The organism is Aquimarina sp., assembly GCF_977115655.1.
Genome location: NZ_CDSBKO010000022.1, coordinates 1 through 17,043, shown reverse-complemented (window position 1 = coordinate 17,043; position 17,043 = coordinate 1). Strand labels below are relative to the sequence as shown.

Sequence of the window (17,043 nt, the reverse complement as noted above, 5' to 3'; positions counted from 1 at the left end):
TTAAATAGTAACACAAAATAAATATATGAAAATAGCAGTTTGGGACACTTACGTGAAACGAAATGATGGAATAGTAATGCATTTTGATATACTTGTTCCTGATTTTATAAAAGATCGTTCTATTGTTTTTAAATTTGGAGAAGATTATCTAAGTAATAAGCCTTTTAAAGTCGAAGCTATTACTTCTGACAAGTGTGTACTTTGTCATATCGAACAAGGAACTATAGAAATAATTGATGATATTAAAATCAAAGGATATTCAATCATCGAGATAGAAAATTGCCAAGAATAAGGCTTTTAAATAATTAGGATTACTAACTTTGCTAATGAGAAAACAAAATTTCTCATTAGCATTTTAAATGAGTAAAAGTATTTTTGATATATCATTTCAACACAAAGACGTTAACAGCAAAATTGTAATTGGACTGGAACGTATTTCAGAAGTTTTTAGATCTCTGTTATGGGAACATGCAAAACTTTTAGGCTTAAGCCCTATACAAATACAAATTCTAATCTTTATAGCATATCATAAAGTAGACTTATGTACAGTAAGCCATCTTGCAAAAGAATTTAATATTACCAAACCCACGATTAGTGATGCGGTTAAAATATTAGAAAAAAAAGAGCTGATTTTTAAAAATAAAACCGCATCAGATAGTAGAAGTTACTATATAAACTTAACTCCGGAAGGACGCAAAAAAGTTTCAGAGACTGAAAACTTTGCTGCTCCGATAAAAAATCAATTACATCACTTTAATACCAAAGAAAAAGAATCTTTATTAAAAATCATAAATACTCTGATTTATAAACTTAATCAATCTGGCATATTATCGGTACAAAGAACTTGCTATGCTTGTAAATTTTATTCAAAAGACAAAAACGAGCACTATTGTAATCTAATACAAACCAGTTTAAAAGATACAGATATCAGGTTAGATTGTGCTGAATTTGAAGAAAGGCTATAAATTTGAAAGTGTAAATACAGTACTGTTTACACACTGTATTTACACTTTATCAAAAAGTATGGTTTATTTTTTTATAGGTTTTGTTGTTTTTTTATCTTTCAAATGTTTTGCATAAAACCCCATCATGGTTTTATACATCGCTATAGAATTTTCTTCTTTACCAAAACCATGACCTTCATCATATCTTACCATGTATGGTACGTCAAATCCTTTATCACGCAAAGCTTTAACGATCTGATCCGACTCGTCGATATTTACCCTTGGGTCATTTGCTCCTTGTACCACAAATAGTGGTTTTTTAATCTTGTCTATTTGATATACCGGGGACACCTCTTTCATTATAGCTTTTTCTTCTGCCACATCTTCATCATACCATATTTCTTTTATGATTTTTAAATAAGGTTTCCAATAAGGAGGAATGGTTTTCATAAAAGTAAAAAGATTAGAAACCCCTACATAATCTACACCACAGGTGTATAAATCCGGGGTTTTGGTTAATCCTCTCAACACTGCATATCCCCCATGGCTTCCTCCATAAATAGCTACTTTATCTTTATTGACCCAACCTTGATCGATCACATACTTTAACCCATCCTCTACATCGTCCATCGCTTTTCTTCCAATTTCTTTAAATCCTGATTCCAAAAACTTCTTTCCATAGCCTCCTGATATTCTAAAATTTACTTGTAATGTTGCGTACCCCCTACTGGCAAACAATTGCGCTTCGGGATTGAATCCCCAAGAATCGCGAACTCCTTGTGGTCCTCCATGTGGATTTACAATTAACGCAACTTTTTTACCTTGTACTGCCTCTTTTGGTAAAGTAATATATCCATTTATAGTTAGGCCATCCCTGCTTTTAAAACTAATAGGGCGCATCTCGACCATATCATTTTCTACTAACTGTGGCATCAAATTGTACAACAACTTAAATTCATCAGTTTTTGTATTGTAAGAATAATAAACCCCGTACAGTTTATCACTTTGCAAAAAAATCAGGTATTTATCCTCTTCATCTGTTTTATCTGCAATAGAATATTGATGATCCGGGAACTTAGTCGTGATTTTTGCGTGCAACTTTTTATAGTAATCGCTTACTGGTACAATTACACTTTTTTCTCCTTCGTATGAAAAATAATCTAACTCATACCCTCTTTTTCTGGATACAGAAAGGTTAGATACATCATATTTGTCATTTGAAAAAACTTTTTTAATTACTTTATCCTCTTTAAGATCGTATAAATAAATCTGAGACTTGTCTGAGTCCAGGTTAGAAACCACATAAGCATCATGAGGATTATCTGTAGCATAGTCAAATCTTAATATAGAAAAAGTATCTTTCCAGTTTAGTTGCTTAATGATTTCATATTTTCCATCTTCTTTTGCATAAAACAGGTCAAAATTTACTCCATCTCTAATTTTTACATACCCCCGTAGGTTTCCATCCTTATCAAAGTTGTATCCTGCAATAGGGTTAGCTGCATCTTCGTTTTTGAATAATTGTTTAATCTCGCCAGTAACTATATTGATTTTATAAGGTTCAAAAATTTGTTTGTTATTCTTGTTCATAGAGATAATCATGTGGTCTTCATCTTCTTTCAAACCTTCAAGAATACTTACTTGAACTCCTTCAAAAGGAGTCAATTCTTTTTGGTCAGATCCATCGATATTTGCTGCAAAAAGGTGATAATCTTCATTTCCTCCTTTATCCATTACATAAACCAAGCGATTATTATTTGCCCAACCATACCCTCTGATCAACTCTTCTTTTTCCTCAATAACCCGGGTGATTTTATCTGTAGCAATTTCTTTTACATATACGTGATTCTTATTATCATCATCTTTCTCTCTGTAGGAAAGGTATTCTCCATTGGGAGAAAAAAGAAAAGTTCTGGCTTTAGGTTTTGCAAAATAATCTTCGACTGAATATTTATAATTTCCTGTATCCAAATTACTTAATTCTACAAGAGTAGAGTCTGAGGTAACTAATTCCGGATTACCAGGTATGGTTTTTTCAGATTTTTCCATTTCTAGTGGTAGTTTCATTTCGCCTTGATAAAAAGTTCCTGTAAGCTTTGTTGCATCAACAGTTGCTATGTATTTAATTCCTGCTTGTTTAAATTCTAAAGTTAATTGATTGTTTTCAAAAGCTACCGTATCCATAGAGAGCCCGGTTGTTCCTTGCGATGGGCTGTCCATTGTTGCTATCAATGCTTCGTCTTTTTTTTCGATGTGAAATGCTAAAGGAATTTCAGCTCCTTGAACAGATAGTTTCCCTTTCCATGTTCCTATAACTTCCTGACCATAAGACTGGGCAAAAGACATACACAATAGTAGGAAAAAAGCACCCCTCGCTTTTAATAAACTTGTTTTCATTAGTATATGAGATTTTAATTAAATAAATTAAGCGTATTTATAAATAGTAAGTAACCTGATTCTGCTTTTTGTTACATTAATTTTTGGTAAAATAGTAAAGAAGTTATCTGCTTGTTCTGTAATCATAATATATTGCCCTGATTTTATGATCCAAAAAAACAAGACAATATTATGAGAGTTTTATACGCCAATATATTTTTCAATCCATTGTTAATAAATAATTTACATTATAAAAAATCCCTTAAGAATTTGTTCTTAAGGGATTGATTTTTGGCACAAAAGTGCTGTATTAATTATTTGCTATTTCATTAAGATCAGGTACATCCTGACCACTAAACGATTTTGAAGAGGAACCACATTGCCCTACTTGTTTCCAATTAGCAGATGTTCTTTCAAACAAATATCCTTGATATGTAACGCGATCTCCTGTTTGATAGGTTTGTGAGCTTGACCAAGGGGATACTCCATCACAAATATCGTTAGTTCCTCCACCTGGATACATAACTTTTATTCCTGCAATATCTCCCGACGAAAGACCATTTCTTTGTGTATTATAGGTTGATCCGTCTTTTTTTACGATAGTGGGTTGGTTATTTTTTGAAAATGCATAAGAACTATATAACATTATAGAGTTAAAATCTAATGAATTGGTATATTCATCGCCATCCTGACCTTGTTGCGCATAAGTCTGAAAATTATGGGATCTGTTTGCCTGTATATTTTCAAAATTAATTGTAATATACTGATCTCTATCTGCTCTGCTTTGCTCATGCCATAATCCAACTGCATGCCCTATTTCGTGTATTGTACTACCTGTAGAGCATCCATCTGCCAAATTAATCGTCTGTTTGCCACCACTACGACCAACAGCAGAAGAACAACCGCTTCCTGTTTGAAAATAAACATAAGCAGACTGGTTTGTTCTTTTTACAAACCTAAGGTTTGTATTTGCTTCCCAATGTGCAATGGCATCGGTAACCCGTGCCTGATTTGGCAAGCTGCTTTGTATTTCATAATATACAGTATTATTTGGCCAACGTCTACCTGTGCGACCTACACTTTTTGCTTCTATTGCTTTTATATCGTTTTCTGTAAATATCATATCTCCTCCTACGATATATTCGTCTCCTATCTTTTCGGCTTCAACAGATTCGCCATAAAGCTGAATAGTTACTTGTTTTCCTGTTGTTTCAGGGTAGGCAAGTTCTTCAATAATTTTTTTCTCAACTATTGTCTGGTTGTTTAAGTCTTTCTGAGGGGTATCTAATTGTTCTTTCTCACAAGAAATAAATGTTGTACATGCAACGAGTGCCAAAGCTCCTAATAAGGTGCTTTTAAAAACTGTTTTCATAATTAATATAATTTGAGTTTGTGTGTATCCTTAACTACAAGATCCTGTTTTTTATTGTTCAAATATCTATGATTTTTTAACCCATATTTAGATTAACTAACAGATATATAGCAAATAAGATGATTATTTTTTTGTATCTTTAAAAGATACATTTTTTCACTAAATCATAATCTTATGACTCCTCTTTTTAAAAAATTACAATTACCTTCGACATTAGACGAGATATTGGTTCTTAATGAGCCTGAGGGATTTTGCAAAGAACTGGACTGTCTAAAAGGTATAACGGTCAAAGAATCTTTAATTCAGGTGTCCGAAGTTGATTTTGCCCTTGTTTTTGCTATCGAAAAAAAACAAATCGAAACTCGTATTGAAACCATATATCCTAAACTTATAGGGGATGCTATACTTTGGTTTGCCTATCCCAAAAAGAGTTCCAAAAATTATACTTCCGAAATTACCCGGGATTATGGATGGGAGGTTCTTGGAGATTATGATTTAGAACCTGTAAGACAAGTATCTATTGATAGTGATTGGACAGCTCTTCGTTTTAGAAAAGTAAATTTCATAAAAAACAGGACACGAAGCAAGGTTTTTACAGTTAGTAGAACTGGTAAAGAAAAAACTACAGAGATTTAATAAGTTGGTATATACTTAATTTTAACTTTTGTTAAATCCTTTCAGGACCAGGTCTGCTATTTACATTAACCTAAATTATTGCTGTTTGAGCAATGATTAGCATACTAATTTTGTTTTTTTTGTTCATATACCTAATGATTATAAATAAGAAAGCTGATCTAAGGTCTTCATAAATCGGTATTGATCCTTAAGGCTTTATTACGATTGGTATAATATATTGAGGTTACCTATATAAATAGATGTTTTTTTTATTTAAAAGCGCAGGATTCGAATCTTGATTATCTTTCATTAATAATACTATCGCAACCATGCAAAACAATAAATGCAAAAAAGCACGATCCCAATAATCTGCATCCATCAAAAACAATGCAAAAAAGAAAAATAATACCATACTGGTTATTAAAACCTTTCTGATAAATATCCCCATAAACAAAAACATTCCGATAGCAAACTCTTCAAAAGGAACTAACGGAGCCATTGTTTCTAAAAAAACGGTATCAAATACTCTTGCATTATTAAAATACTGATCTAAACGATCCAAAAAAAACGGATATTTAATTACATTATAAATACTGGTTAGTATTAAAAAAATTCCAAATAAAATTCTGGTAACCCGGTACATAAAAAATCTAATTCTCATAAGGAGATTTGTGTTAAATATCGCAGAGCAAATCTACAACTTGCATCAATTTTTATTCTTGTAAAAACCTACAGATAACTTGTAAAAAAACAATATAACAAACTAATTATCAGTATTATATATGTTTTTACAAAAAAATACTTGTACAAAATTATCCTTTTTTATTGATTTTATTTTTGTAACTTTAAAATGTTAAAAAAGTGTTTATGAATCGTTACACCTTGAATGAGACCTTTGTAGTGCATCAATACTCTGTTGATGAATGGGAAGTGAAACCTCATAACCATAATTATTTTGAGATAATTTTTATCGAAAAAGGTGAAGGGTATCATACGATAAATGGTATCCGTTTTCCTTATAAAGAAAGTAATATATTTTTACTAGCCCCAGAAGACATACATCATTTTGAAATAGATAAAAGAACTGATTTCACCTATTTTAAATTTACAGAGCTTTTATTTTCAAGTAAAATAAATTTGCCCGACAGAAAGTATTGGTTACAACGCATAGAACAGTTATTACATCATCCAAATATTATCCCGGGGGATGTTATTGCTCATGAAGAAGACCGAAATATTATTTGGGATATCCATAATTTGGTTCTGGAAGAATTTAAACACGAAAAAATATATTATCAGGAAATTATCTCCAATGCAATAAGTACTATTTTAAGTATCATTGTGCGCAACATTTCTGAAAAATATAATCCAAAGAAAAAAGAGACCACTGTAAACCATAATAAGATTGATATGATTTTAAGTCATATCCGGCAACATGCGTATGATAATGACCTTACTAAGATCAATTTTTTGGCAAGTAAATTCAACATGTCACAAAGTTCTATCAGCACCTATTTTAAAAGAAAAACAGGAGAGTCTATACATCAATATGTTACAAAATATAAAATGAAATTGGTAGAATACCGATTACAACATACCGAGTTTACTATTGCTGAAATCGCATATCAATTAGGATATACCGATGAAAGTCATCTTACAAAAACTTTTAAAAAGCACTTTGAAATGTCCCCAAAACAATATCGAAAAGAGCTCGCTATAAATAATTAAACTTTATCCAAAAATTTCGTTTAGTATTTTTGCGAGACGTATACCCCCGGTTTGTAACTGTGTCCTTACAATTGGAAAATAAGTATACATATACTTATACCCCAATTCTTCACCTGCATTAGCAGAACCATACACCTGTTTTGCTAGTTGTTGTGATTCATGTACCCATTCTAAAATAGTTCCTTCTTGGATGGTTTTAATTTTAGATTTTGATACTATATCTGTATTTACAGACATCTCTGTATAGCTCATCCCATAATGATCTATCATTTCACTATCCCACACCTTATGTAAATTAGATCCTTCATCAAACCAACGTATTTGTATATCATTTCCTCCTTTATCTTCTCCTCTTCCTACATGAAGTGGTTGATGTAAATCCCCTATAAAATGCACTAGCATTTTCAAAAAAAACTCCTTATCCTTTGCAGGGGATTCTTTATCTTTCAATACTGCTATACATTTTTCTATTCCTTTTATCAAATCTCCATATTCGCTGGGTTTTTCTTCTCCATATTTCTTATCAAAAGGAAAATTAACATAGTGCCAGGAACTATATTCTTTATACGCTCTGTCGCTTTTAATATCATCGGCAAAATTAGAAACCAATGCCAATCCTTTTCCGTTAAGTAACTTACTTATATTTCGTTTTGCTTTTTTAGTTAAATAGGCCTCTGCTATTTGTCCTGTTACCCTATGTCCTGTTTTACCCCAATCGTATTCTATAGAAAATCCGGGTATAGTAAAAACCAATAAGATAAATAACCAACTGTATTTAAGTTTCATTTGTTTATATTTTGAGACAAAGATAAAAAAGGGTAAGTTAGTGATTTGTTAAAATGATTTATGAAATTAAAGAAAGTTGAACTCATAAAACAATAATTAATTTTAATCAAAATATGCGGTCTGATTTATTGGTTTATCCTTTCATTTGTATTTCTTATATTATTTAAAAAAAAAGAAATCATCCATAAACTAAAGAATTAAAAAATCTGTTTGTTAGTATAACTTATGATTTACTATATTATAAACAAATTATGCACACCCCAACCTATATGAAAAGTACATTTTATTTATTTATACTCTTTATTACCTTTTTTTGTTATGGGCAAGAAAAAGAATATAATTCTGCTATTATCAAAATTAATAAGTATATAGAAGGCACTTTGGTAACTCCTTATTCTGAAGATGATAATGTACCTCTAATTATTTTTATAATGGATGCAGGTGCTATTAACAGGGATGGTAATGACCGAATGTCAAAAAATGATACCTTTAAACAATTATCTCACGAATTAGCCCGTCAGGGCATTGCTTCTTTTCGATATGACAAAAGGCTTTTTAAAATGGATGGTTTAGGCATCAAGGAGCACGAAATCTCTTTAGATCATTTTATAAAAGATGCTGCCTCAGCTATAGAATATTTTACAAAAAAATATAAAAAAATAATTGTTGCCGGTCATGGTCAGGGATCTCTTGTTGGCATGATAGCTGCCAGACAAAATATTAATGGCTTTATTTCTATAGCAGGAAATGCCAACTCTTTGGATCAAGTGATCATTGACCAAATTGCAACTCAAGCCCCTGGTTTGGATAAAAGTGCTTATACCGCTTTTAAACAATTAAAAGAAAATGGCAGAGCTACTGGTTATGACCCAGCCCTAGAATCTATTTTCAGGTACGATCTACAGCCATTTATGAGATCCTGGATAAAATATGACCCTTCTGAAGAAATTTCAAAATTAGAAATACCTATATTAATTATTCAAGGAGGTAAAGATCTGCAGGTAAAACCAGAACAAAGCGAAAAACTTAAAGAGACTGTTCCCCTTGCAGAATATCTGTTTATACCAGATATGAACCATATATTAAAAGAAATTAAAGGGAATAGACTAGAAAATCATAAGTCCTATAATGAGCCCTTTAGAAAAATAATCCCCGAAGTTATTACAGCTATTGTTAACTTTGTAAATAAATAGTTTCTAAAAGAAGTATATAATCTAAATCCCTTAAAACCTAATGCCCGATAGCATTATATTTTCTGATATTGACGGAACACTTTTAAATCCTGACAGAGAGCTTTCTGAGCTTACCATTTCAGAAATCAAAAGAATAAAAAATAATGTCCCTGTAGTTCTGATCTCTTCAAGAATGCCTGGTGCAATGTATCATTTACAAAAAAAACTAGATATCCTGGATCAACCCCTGATATGCTATAATGGCGGACTAGTTCTGGTAGATCAAAAACCTGTACATTCTACTTTTATACCAGTGGATATTATAGAAAAACTTAAGGCTTTTAATAAAGATCAAAAATTTCATATCAGCTTATATCACGATAACGACTGGTTTGTTCCTGAAATGGATTTTTGGGCCAACAGAGAAGCCAATAACACCAAAGTAAACCCGGTGGTCAAACCAATACAAGAAGTTATCCATGACTGGAGAGCAAACCATAAAGGAGCTCATAAAATTATGTGCATGGGCGAAGAATATTATATAGATAAAGCTTATGCTTTTTTAGAAAACTATTTTGGGGACATATTACACTTATATCGCTCTAAACCCACTTATATAGAAATTGCCCACAAAAATATTTCAAAACTAACAGCAATAAATCTACTGCTTACTATGCATTTTAAAATTCCAATTTCTAAAGCGATCGCCTTTGGAGATAATTACAACGATATAGATATGCTTAAAGCAGTGGGCACAGGTGTAGCTGTAGCAAATGCCAAACCAGAAGTTTTGCAAATAGCAGATATTATAACCCTGGCAGGAAAAGAGGATGGAGTAGCCATATACATTAAAAAAAATATTTTAAACTGTGCAAAAAAATAATAATATAATAACTGGATTAGTATTTGCTTTTGTAATGTTCAATGTAATGATTGGCTGCAAAACTACACAACAAATAACTACTACAAACACCTCTCCTATTAGTGTTTCTATGGATCTTGTTAACATTGTGGAAGACAAAGTTAAAATAGAAATTAACGTCCCTGATCTGGATGTAGACACCATAAGTTATTATATGCCAAAAATTGTTCCCGGGACTTACCAAAATAACAATTACGGAAAATATCTCGAAAACCTTCAAGCTTTTGATAAACTAGGAAATCTTTTAAAGGTGGTAAAACATGGGGATAACCGTTGGAAAATAGATAATGCAAAACAACTACATAAAATCACATATTGGGTAAACGACACCTTTGATTCTGAAGATGAAAATGACGTTTTTTCGCCTACAGGATCCAATATTTTAAAGGATAAAAACTTTGTTTTAAACCTTTATGCATTTATAGGATATTTTACCGGTATGAAACAAAACGAATATAAATTATTTATCAAACATCCATCTGTTCTAAAAGCTTCAACATCACTCGAAGAAATATTTTCTGAACACTCCTCTACTACATCCAATACAGATATTGACTATTTTCTTTTTAAAAGATATGCAGATGTTGTGGATAACCCTATCCTGTATACAAATCAGCAAGCTGTTTCTTTTTCTGTTAATGATATAGAAATACAATTATCTGTTTATTCTAACAATGCAACACATAGTGCTTCAAGTTTAGCCCCGCAAATAGAACACATGATACGAGCTCAAAAAAGTTTTTTGGGAGCGATTAATTCTACAAAAAAATATAGCATCTTGTTATATCTTTCCTCTTCAAAATCTGATGACGCCCAAGGGTACGGAGCCTTAGAACATAACACCTCTACTGTTGTTGTACTACCAGAATCATTACCCCAGGAAAAACTTAATGAAGCACTTACAGATGTGGTTTCTCATGAGTTTTTCCATATTGTCACTCCACTAACCCTTCATTCTGAAGAAATTCACAATTTTGATTATAATGCTCCAAAAATGTCTGAACATTTATGGTTATATGAAGGAACCACAGAATATTTTTCGATATTGTTTCAAATTTCGCAAGGGCTTATCACAAAAAAGCAGTTTTTTGAACGCATAATCGACAAAATCGAAGCAGCTTCTTCATTCGATGAATCTTTCTCTTTTACTACTATGAGTAAGAATATATTAACAGATCCTTATCGTGAAAATTACAGAAATGTTTATGAAAAAGGAGCTTTAATATCTATGTGCTTAGATATCATTATGAGAGATAAAAGTGAGGGGGCATACGGTATATTGGATCTTATCAAAAACTTATCCAGCGAGTATGGAATCAACACCCCTTTTGAGGATCATAAACTCATTAAATCTATAGAAAAGGCTTCTTATCCAGAGGTTAGTGCTTTTTTACAAAAACATGTAATGGGAACCACCCCTATTGATTATGAATTTTATCTTAACAAAATAGGGGTACACTATGCCATAGAAAATGTTCCTTCCTCCTATTTTATTTTTGAACAACAACCTTTTGTTACTGGTTCTGATGCTTCTAAAGAAGTATCTTTTACCTCAGACATCCCTTTTAATAGTTTTTTAAAAGGTCTTGGTATTTTAGAAGGAGATGTTTTATTAAGCATTGGTAAAAAAGAATATAATCTTAAAAACATCTACGATCTATTTGGGGATTCTAATAAATGGAAGGTTGGAGATGAGATCACATTTAAGATCAGGCGCAATAATAAAATTAAGGCGCTTACATCTACTGTAATCAAACCTACTGTAGAAAAAACAATACTGCAACAAGACATAAATGCTACAGAAAGACAAAAAATGCTGTTTAAAAAATGGGTTAATGAATAAAACTTCTAATCCTATGCTCTTTAATCTTATTCAAATTAAATGTATTTTGCACTTTATCTTAATTAATTTAAAAAATCAAAATGGAAAACATTCCTTTTTTTACAGACGACACCATTGTTTTTGGTATTCTATTATTTTGTTTAGGAATAGTTTTTCACACTTCTTCTATAAAAAAAGGCTTCTGGAAAACCTTCTATAAATTTGTGCCCGCTTTATTATTATGCTATCTCTTACCTGCTATATTTAACTCTTTAGGAATAATCTCCCCAGAATGGAAAGAACTAAATGCAGATGGTATATTGGTAGAAAAATCCTCTAAAGTATACTATATAGCCAGTAGATATTTACTACCCGCATCCTTGGTATTAATGACATTAAGCATAGATCTTAAAAGCATTTTTAACCTGGGACCAAAAGCATTAATAATGTTTCTAACAGGTACTATAGGTGTTATTATAGGAGGACCTATTGCTATTTTACTTATTTCTATAATCTCTCCAGAAACAGTTGGTGGGTCAGATTTTGATGCTATCTGGAGAGGTCTGTCTACTTTGGCGGGTAGTTGGATTGGTGGTGGAGCAAACCAAGCGGCAATGTTAGAAATTTATAAATATAATCCCGAAAAATACGGTGGTATGGTATTAGTAGACATCGTAGTTGCCAATATCTGGATGGCAGTGCTTTTATTGGGGATAGGAAAAAGTGATAAAATTGATCGTTGGTTAAAAGCAGATAATAGTGCTATTGAAGCCCTAAAACAAAAAGTATCCAGTTATGCAGATAGTATCACAAAAAACCCATCGTTGGCTGATTATATTATCATGCTTTCTATTGCATTTACCACTGTGGGAATAGCACATTGGGGAGCATCAGGAATATCTGGTTTACTATCCAATAATTTTGAAATCTTTAATGATAAAAGCTCTGCCCTATCTTCATTTACATCAAAATTCTTTTGGATGATTACTATAGCCACGGTAATTGGGATTTTATTATCCTATACCAAAGCCAAAAAATACGAAGGGGCCGGAGCCAGTAAATTAGGAAGTATTTTTATCTATATCCTGGTAGCTACCATAGGAATGAAAATGAATATAAGTAAAATTTTTGAAAACCCCGGGCTTATTGCAATAGGTTTGGTTTGGATGACGATCCATGTACTGCTACTTGTTGGAGTTGCCAAATTAATAAAGGCACCTTATTTTTTTCTTGCAGTAGGCAGTAAAGCAAATATAGGTGGTGCAGCATCTGCGCCAGTTGTAGCTGCAGCATTTCATCCATCCCTGGCTACCGTTGGTGTTCTTCTTGCTGTTTTTGGATACGTCATAGGAACTTATGGTGCTATACTATGTACTATACTTATGCAAATAGCTTCTGGAAATTAGTAGAAAAAGGATATTAGATTATAAAAAATCTATGTTCGGATTTAAAATAAAACTCGCATATTTGTGTCCCGAATAAAAAATCAAAAATTGTACATGAAGTATTTTTCTGCCTTATTGTTTTTAATGGTTCTTTTAACCAATTGTAGTTCTCCCAAAAAAGGAAATGTTACTATTACAGGTAATATTAAAGGATTAAAAAAAGGAACGGTGTACTTACAAAAAGTACAAGATACAATATTGATTAATATTGATTCTGTAAAAATAGAAGGCGATTCTGAATTTGTTCTGGTATCCAACATACAAGAACCCGAAATACACTACTTATACCTGGATAAAGATGATGGAAAGCAATATAATGACCGTATCGATTTTTTTGCAGAACCGGGAGAAATAAGCATTACTACCTCTGTTCGTGATTTTGAAAAGGACATAAAAATAAAAGGAGGAAAAAATCAAGAAAAGCTTGAAGAATATAAAAAAATGCTGCAAAGGTTTAACGAAAGAAACCTTAAAATTATAAAAGAAGATTTTGAAGCCAGTAAACAAAATGATGAAGAAAAATTAATAGAAAATGATAAAGCATACAAAAATCTTCTGCGCCAAAAATATCTTTACACTATTAATTTTGCTATACATAATAAAAAACTAGAAGTTGCTCCTTATGTTACCATAAACGAAGTTTATGACGCAAACTTAAAATATCTGGATACAGTGGCCAAATCATTAAGCCCAAAAGTAAAAAAATCATTATACGGTAAGCAATTAATACAATACATTAAAGATCGTAAAGAGTTAGAGCTTAAAAATGAATAAAAACGAAGGTGTCTAAAAAGTAATTTTTGACAAAATTTAGTTCAAATATGAATACTAATTTCTAAAAAAACACTGTGTTTCTTTCTATTTTATCTATATCGTTTAACCCGAATAAAATTTATTATTTCATAACATACCCCGTATTTCCTTAAGTCTCTTTATATTTATATTTTAAATATCTTCGATACTCTTATCTACTCAATTTAATAATAGAAAAAAGGATGTATTAAATAACACAACCACACTATAAACGATACCAATAGCAATACATGCTAAAATGGATAACATTCCTACAAGATATATTAATGCAACACAAAAAGAGTTAAGTTTTTCTAAAAGCTTTGGGATAAGACGTATTCAAAATTTACTTTCTGGAAAAGACATGATCCAAGAAATTCATAGGCACGATTTTTTTTATATGTTAGCTATAAAAAAAGGTGCAGGAAATCATGAAATAGATTTTAAACCGTATCCAGTTTCTGATAATTCAATCTTTTTTATACGCCCTGGTCAAGTACATCAACTTATGCTTAAAGCAGGAAGCAAAGGGTATCTAATGAGTTTTAAAACAGATTTTTTCTACCCAAACAATAGTCAACCCAAACATTTATTACGTAAAGCCAGTGCTACAGATCTTTATGTATTAGATAGCAATAGATTTAAAAAAATATTTTCAATATTAACTTATATTTTTAAAGAGTACACCAATAAAAACAAAGGATATATAGATATTATTAAAGCAAATCTAATCATTTTGTGTACAGAACTCATTAGGCAGGACAGTAAAACACAAGCAAACAATAATAATACACCCGCACAAGAGCGTCTGCAGCATTTTTTAGAACTTTTAGAAATACATATACACAAACATAAACAAGTTTCTGAATATGCCAATATGCTAAACCTTTCTAACTATCAGCTTAACACAATTCTTAAATCAACATTAGGCAAAACGTGTTCGGAACTAATTAATGAATATATCATTTTAGAAGCCAAAAGACATCTTATTGCTACTACCAGTCAGGTTATTCAAATAGCATACCACTTAGGTTATGAAGATGTTTCCTATTTTATTAGATTTTTTAAAAAACATACTGGATATACTCCCGAGGCATTTAGACATAATTTTAAATAAGTCCTATATAACTAAGCTTTTGTCCTGTTATAAAAACTACTATAAAACCTACTTTTGGTAGCAAGTAAAAAATAAACTTATACCTATTGTACTTTGAATTTACTATAGAAGAAAAATCGACTATTTTTTATTGCGGTAAATTCAAAGTGTAAATGGTATTATATAAACTATAATTAACTATGAATCAAAAATGGGACGACAGATATAGAGATGTAGAATTTGCTTATGGTAAAGAACCTAATATTTTTTTTAAAGAATGGCTTTTAAAACTTGACCCAGGGTCTATATTAATGCCTGCCGATGGAGAAGGTCGCAATGGGGTATTTGCAGCTCAATTAGGTTGGAAAGTAGATGCTTTTGATATTAGTATTGAAGGTAAAAATAAAGCATTACAACTTGCTAAAGAAAATAATGTTTCTATACACTATATTGTTGAAGATTTAGATCTATTACAATATGAAAAAGAAACCTTTGATGCAATCGGACTTATATATGCACACTTTCCTGCAGAAAAAAAGGCAATATTTCATAAAAAATTAAATACCTATCTCAAACCAGGAGGAGTAGTCATTTTAGAAGGGTTTAGTAAAAATCATATAAACTACAATAAGCGAAATCCAAAAGTAGGAGGTCCAAAAGATCTGGATACGCTTTTTTCTGAAGCAGAAATAATTAATGACTTTAAGAACTATGATACTCTACTATTAAAAGAAGAAGAAATTCTTTTAAATGAAGGCAAATATCATATCGGAAAAGGTTCTGTAATTAGATTTATAGGAAGAAAAAAATAGCACCTATTTATTAAGGCATTCCTTTACCATTCTTTTTCAGGAAATAACACAAAGCATCCAATATACACAAACCCTTTTACAATATAGTAACACAAAAACAATAAAAACATACACGCAAGTTGCCGTAAATAATTTTAAATCAATTAGAAATCTGCTAGATTTGTAATAAATATAATGGATGTATGTGTACCAGTACACATACTCTATTGTTACCAACTATGCAAAAACTCACTCTAATATTATTGTTGATCTTTGGATTTGAACTATATAGTCAAGAATCTGACTATAGACTAATATCTGAATCTGACATTAGCGTGAAATACGAAAAAATAACTGACACTGTAAATATTAAAAAGTCTCGGATTGCTTTAAAATGGAAAATATTAAAACCAGAAGTTAAAGAAAAAATAAGAACTAATATTGCGGAAAAGAAAAAAGACATAAAATCTGACACTACTAACTTGTCCAAAATTTACTATGTTGGAAAAAAAGAAAATGTTGAATTAAAAATAAATGGAAGGTTATTAAAACCAACTGTTTCTTTAGCTAAATTTCAATATATATCCATATATGGAGATAGTATTTATAAAATTGATTTGGGAACAATATCAAGATATTCTAAAGTAAAAAGTGCAGAATTAATTCTAAAAGATTTAAAACGAAGAGCAGAATTAAAAATTGATTCAAAATATTCGCTAATAAACATTGAAGTCGAACACATAAGAAATCTAACCGATATATTAGAATGGGAAAGAAGGTTTGAGGAAAATGCGAAAAAAATAAAAGAATCTGGAAAAGTACCTGAAATTCCGGATACTATAGAAGTTATTGAAAAGGAAGTAGTTTTAATTAAACACAAAATACCTAAAAGAAAACACAGTTGGTAACAAGGTATAAGAAAAAATAGGGCTTTTGGGCTTAATCAAAAGGTCTGTGTTTATTTGCCAAGTCGCCAACTATAAAATTTGTCGTTTATTGAGAAAAAAGATAAAAGCAAAATATTTATATTTGGCTTAGTACCAATATTAAACGTATCGCTTATCACCTGCCCTACGTTTCTTATACGAGACGTTAGGTTTAATTTCAAAAAGTCACGCAGACAAAATTTTCTAATTGGATTGGTAAAAAGTAGGATTGAAGGACGCTTTTTTATGCAGTAGG

17 protein-coding genes are annotated in these 17,043 nt (G+C 31.1%); 12 read left to right on the top strand and 5 right to left on the bottom strand.

Annotation, left to right across the window (positions count from 1 at the left end; translation table 11 throughout):
* The first annotated feature begins 25 nt into the window (after positions 1-25).
* A complete protein-coding gene (locus ACZIYX_RS11015) occupies positions 26-292 on the top strand; it encodes a DUF2024 family protein (protein WP_462682290.1) in 267 nt (88 codons plus the stop codon).
* Between the two features lie 67 nt (positions 293-359).
* Positions 360-965, top strand: coding sequence for a MarR family winged helix-turn-helix transcriptional regulator (locus ACZIYX_RS11010; protein WP_462682289.1), 606 nt, complete (start codon positions 360-362; stop codon positions 963-965).
* Positions 966-1,028: 63 nt separating this feature from the next.
* Here ACZIYX_RS11010 and ACZIYX_RS11005 read toward each other — a convergent pair whose 3' ends face one another.
* On the bottom strand, positions 1,029-3,341 hold the full coding sequence (locus ACZIYX_RS11005) for a S9 family peptidase (protein ID WP_462682288.1): 2,313 nt from the start codon (positions 3,339-3,341) through the stop codon (positions 1,029-1,031).
* A 289-nt stretch (positions 3,342-3,630) separates the two neighbouring features.
* The gene (locus tag ACZIYX_RS11000) at positions 3,631-4,692 is read right to left on the bottom strand and encodes a M12 family metallopeptidase (RefSeq protein WP_462682287.1); all 1,062 of its coding nucleotides are present in this window, start codon (positions 4,690-4,692) and stop codon (positions 3,631-3,633) included.
* 174 nt (positions 4,693-4,866) lie between these two features.
* Here ACZIYX_RS11000 and ACZIYX_RS10995 point away from each other — a divergent pair, with 174 nt between their 5' ends.
* Entirely contained in the window at positions 4,867-5,328 is a 462-nt protein-coding gene (locus tag ACZIYX_RS10995; RefSeq protein WP_462682286.1) for a hypothetical protein, read from the top strand.
* Between the two features lie 223 nt (positions 5,329-5,551).
* On the opposite strand, the gene ACZIYX_RS10990 is transcribed toward ACZIYX_RS10995, so the two are convergent.
* Positions 5,552-5,968: a hypothetical protein gene (locus ACZIYX_RS10990; RefSeq protein ID WP_462682285.1), complete on the bottom strand. Its 417-nt coding sequence runs from the start codon at positions 5,966-5,968 to the stop codon at positions 5,552-5,554.
* Between the two features lie 206 nt (positions 5,969-6,174).
* On the opposite strand from ACZIYX_RS10990, the gene ACZIYX_RS10985 reads away from it, so the two are divergent.
* On the top strand, positions 6,175-7,035 hold the full coding sequence (locus ACZIYX_RS10985) for a helix-turn-helix domain-containing protein (RefSeq protein ID WP_462682284.1): 861 nt from the start codon (positions 6,175-6,177) through the stop codon (positions 7,033-7,035).
* A 3-nt stretch (positions 7,036-7,038) separates the two neighbouring features.
* Here the strand turns inward: ACZIYX_RS10985 and ACZIYX_RS10980 are convergent, their stop codons facing one another.
* Positions 7,039-7,821 carry a S1/P1 nuclease gene (locus ACZIYX_RS10980; RefSeq protein ID WP_462682283.1) on the bottom strand — a complete coding sequence of 261 codons (783 nt, stop codon included), beginning with the start codon at positions 7,819-7,821 and terminating at the stop codon, positions 7,039-7,041.
* Between the two features lie 269 nt (positions 7,822-8,090).
* On the opposite strand from ACZIYX_RS10980, the gene ACZIYX_RS10975 reads away from it, so the two are divergent.
* The 8 genes from ACZIYX_RS10975 to ACZIYX_RS10940 all read left to right on the top strand — a co-directional run bounded on the left by ACZIYX_RS10975 (position 8,091) and on the right by ACZIYX_RS10940 (position 16,769).
* Positions 8,091-9,014 carry an alpha/beta hydrolase gene (locus ACZIYX_RS10975; protein WP_462682282.1) on the top strand — a complete coding sequence of 308 codons (924 nt, stop codon included), beginning with the start codon at positions 8,091-8,093 and terminating at the stop codon, positions 9,012-9,014.
* Positions 9,015-9,054: 40 nt separating this feature from the next.
* On the top strand, positions 9,055-9,876 hold the full coding sequence (locus tag ACZIYX_RS10970) for a Cof-type HAD-IIB family hydrolase (protein WP_462682281.1): 822 nt from the start codon (positions 9,055-9,057) through the stop codon (positions 9,874-9,876).
* Positions 9,863-11,758, top strand: coding sequence for a M61 family metallopeptidase (locus ACZIYX_RS10965; RefSeq protein WP_462682280.1), 1,896 nt, complete (start codon positions 9,863-9,865; stop codon positions 11,756-11,758). Before ACZIYX_RS10970 ends, ACZIYX_RS10965 begins: the two co-directional genes overlap by 14 nt.
* Before the next feature lie 80 nt (positions 11,759-11,838).
* The gene (locus tag ACZIYX_RS10960; RefSeq protein WP_462682279.1) at positions 11,839-13,143 is read left to right on the top strand and encodes a DUF819 family protein; all 1,305 of its coding nucleotides are present in this window, start codon (positions 11,839-11,841) and stop codon (positions 13,141-13,143) included.
* Positions 13,144-13,236: 93 nt separating this feature from the next.
* Positions 13,237-13,956 carry a DUF4369 domain-containing protein gene (locus ACZIYX_RS10955; protein WP_462682278.1) on the top strand — a complete coding sequence of 240 codons (720 nt, stop codon included), beginning with the start codon at positions 13,237-13,239 and terminating at the stop codon, positions 13,954-13,956.
* 277 nt (positions 13,957-14,233) lie between these two features.
* The gene (locus ACZIYX_RS10950; protein ID WP_462682277.1) at positions 14,234-15,091 is read left to right on the top strand and encodes an AraC family transcriptional regulator; all 858 of its coding nucleotides are present in this window, start codon (positions 14,234-14,236) and stop codon (positions 15,089-15,091) included.
* A gap of 179 nt (positions 15,092-15,270) precedes the next feature.
* Positions 15,271-15,882, top strand: coding sequence for a class I SAM-dependent methyltransferase (locus tag ACZIYX_RS10945; RefSeq protein WP_462682276.1), 612 nt, complete (start codon positions 15,271-15,273; stop codon positions 15,880-15,882).
* 314 nt (positions 15,883-16,196) lie between these two features.
* Entirely contained in the window at positions 16,197-16,769 is a 573-nt protein-coding gene (locus ACZIYX_RS10940) for a hypothetical protein (protein WP_462682275.1), read from the top strand.
* A 50-nt stretch (positions 16,770-16,819) separates the two neighbouring features.
* Here the strand turns inward: ACZIYX_RS10940 and ACZIYX_RS10935 are convergent.
* A partial coding sequence (locus ACZIYX_RS10935) for a hypothetical protein (RefSeq protein WP_462682274.1) occupies positions 16,820-17,043 on the bottom strand: 224 nt, incomplete at its 5' end.

Coding starts and splice junctions, on each gene's coding strand:
- ACZIYX_RS11015 (WP_462682290.1), top strand. CDS start 26: ATGAAAATAGCAGTTTGGGACACTTACGTGAAACGAAATGATGGAATA.
- ACZIYX_RS11010 (WP_462682289.1), top strand. CDS start 360: ATGAGTAAAAGTATTTTTGATATATCATTTCAACACAAAGACGTTAAC.
- ACZIYX_RS11005 (WP_462682288.1), bottom strand. CDS start 3,341: ATGAAAACAAGTTTATTAAAAGCGAGGGGTGCTTTTTTCCTACTATTG.
- ACZIYX_RS11000 (WP_462682287.1), bottom strand. CDS start 4,692: ATGAAAACAGTTTTTAAAAGCACCTTATTAGGAGCTTTGGCACTCGTT.
- ACZIYX_RS10995 (WP_462682286.1), top strand. CDS start 4,867: ATGACTCCTCTTTTTAAAAAATTACAATTACCTTCGACATTAGACGAG.
- ACZIYX_RS10990 (WP_462682285.1), bottom strand. CDS start 5,968: ATGAGAATTAGATTTTTTATGTACCGGGTTACCAGAATTTTATTTGGA.
- ACZIYX_RS10985 (WP_462682284.1), top strand. CDS start 6,175: ATGAATCGTTACACCTTGAATGAGACCTTTGTAGTGCATCAATACTCT.
- ACZIYX_RS10980 (WP_462682283.1), bottom strand. CDS start 7,821: ATGAAACTTAAATACAGTTGGTTATTTATCTTATTGGTTTTTACTATA.
- ACZIYX_RS10975 (WP_462682282.1), top strand. CDS start 8,091: ATGAAAAGTACATTTTATTTATTTATACTCTTTATTACCTTTTTTTGT.
- ACZIYX_RS10970 (WP_462682281.1), top strand. CDS start 9,055: ATGCCCGATAGCATTATATTTTCTGATATTGACGGAACACTTTTAAAT.
- ACZIYX_RS10960 (WP_462682279.1), top strand. CDS start 11,839: ATGGAAAACATTCCTTTTTTTACAGACGACACCATTGTTTTTGGTATT.
- ACZIYX_RS10955 (WP_462682278.1), top strand. CDS start 13,237: ATGAAGTATTTTTCTGCCTTATTGTTTTTAATGGTTCTTTTAACCAAT.
- ACZIYX_RS10950 (WP_462682277.1), top strand. CDS start 14,234: ATGGATAACATTCCTACAAGATATATTAATGCAACACAAAAAGAGTTA.
- ACZIYX_RS10945 (WP_462682276.1), top strand. CDS start 15,271: ATGAATCAAAAATGGGACGACAGATATAGAGATGTAGAATTTGCTTAT.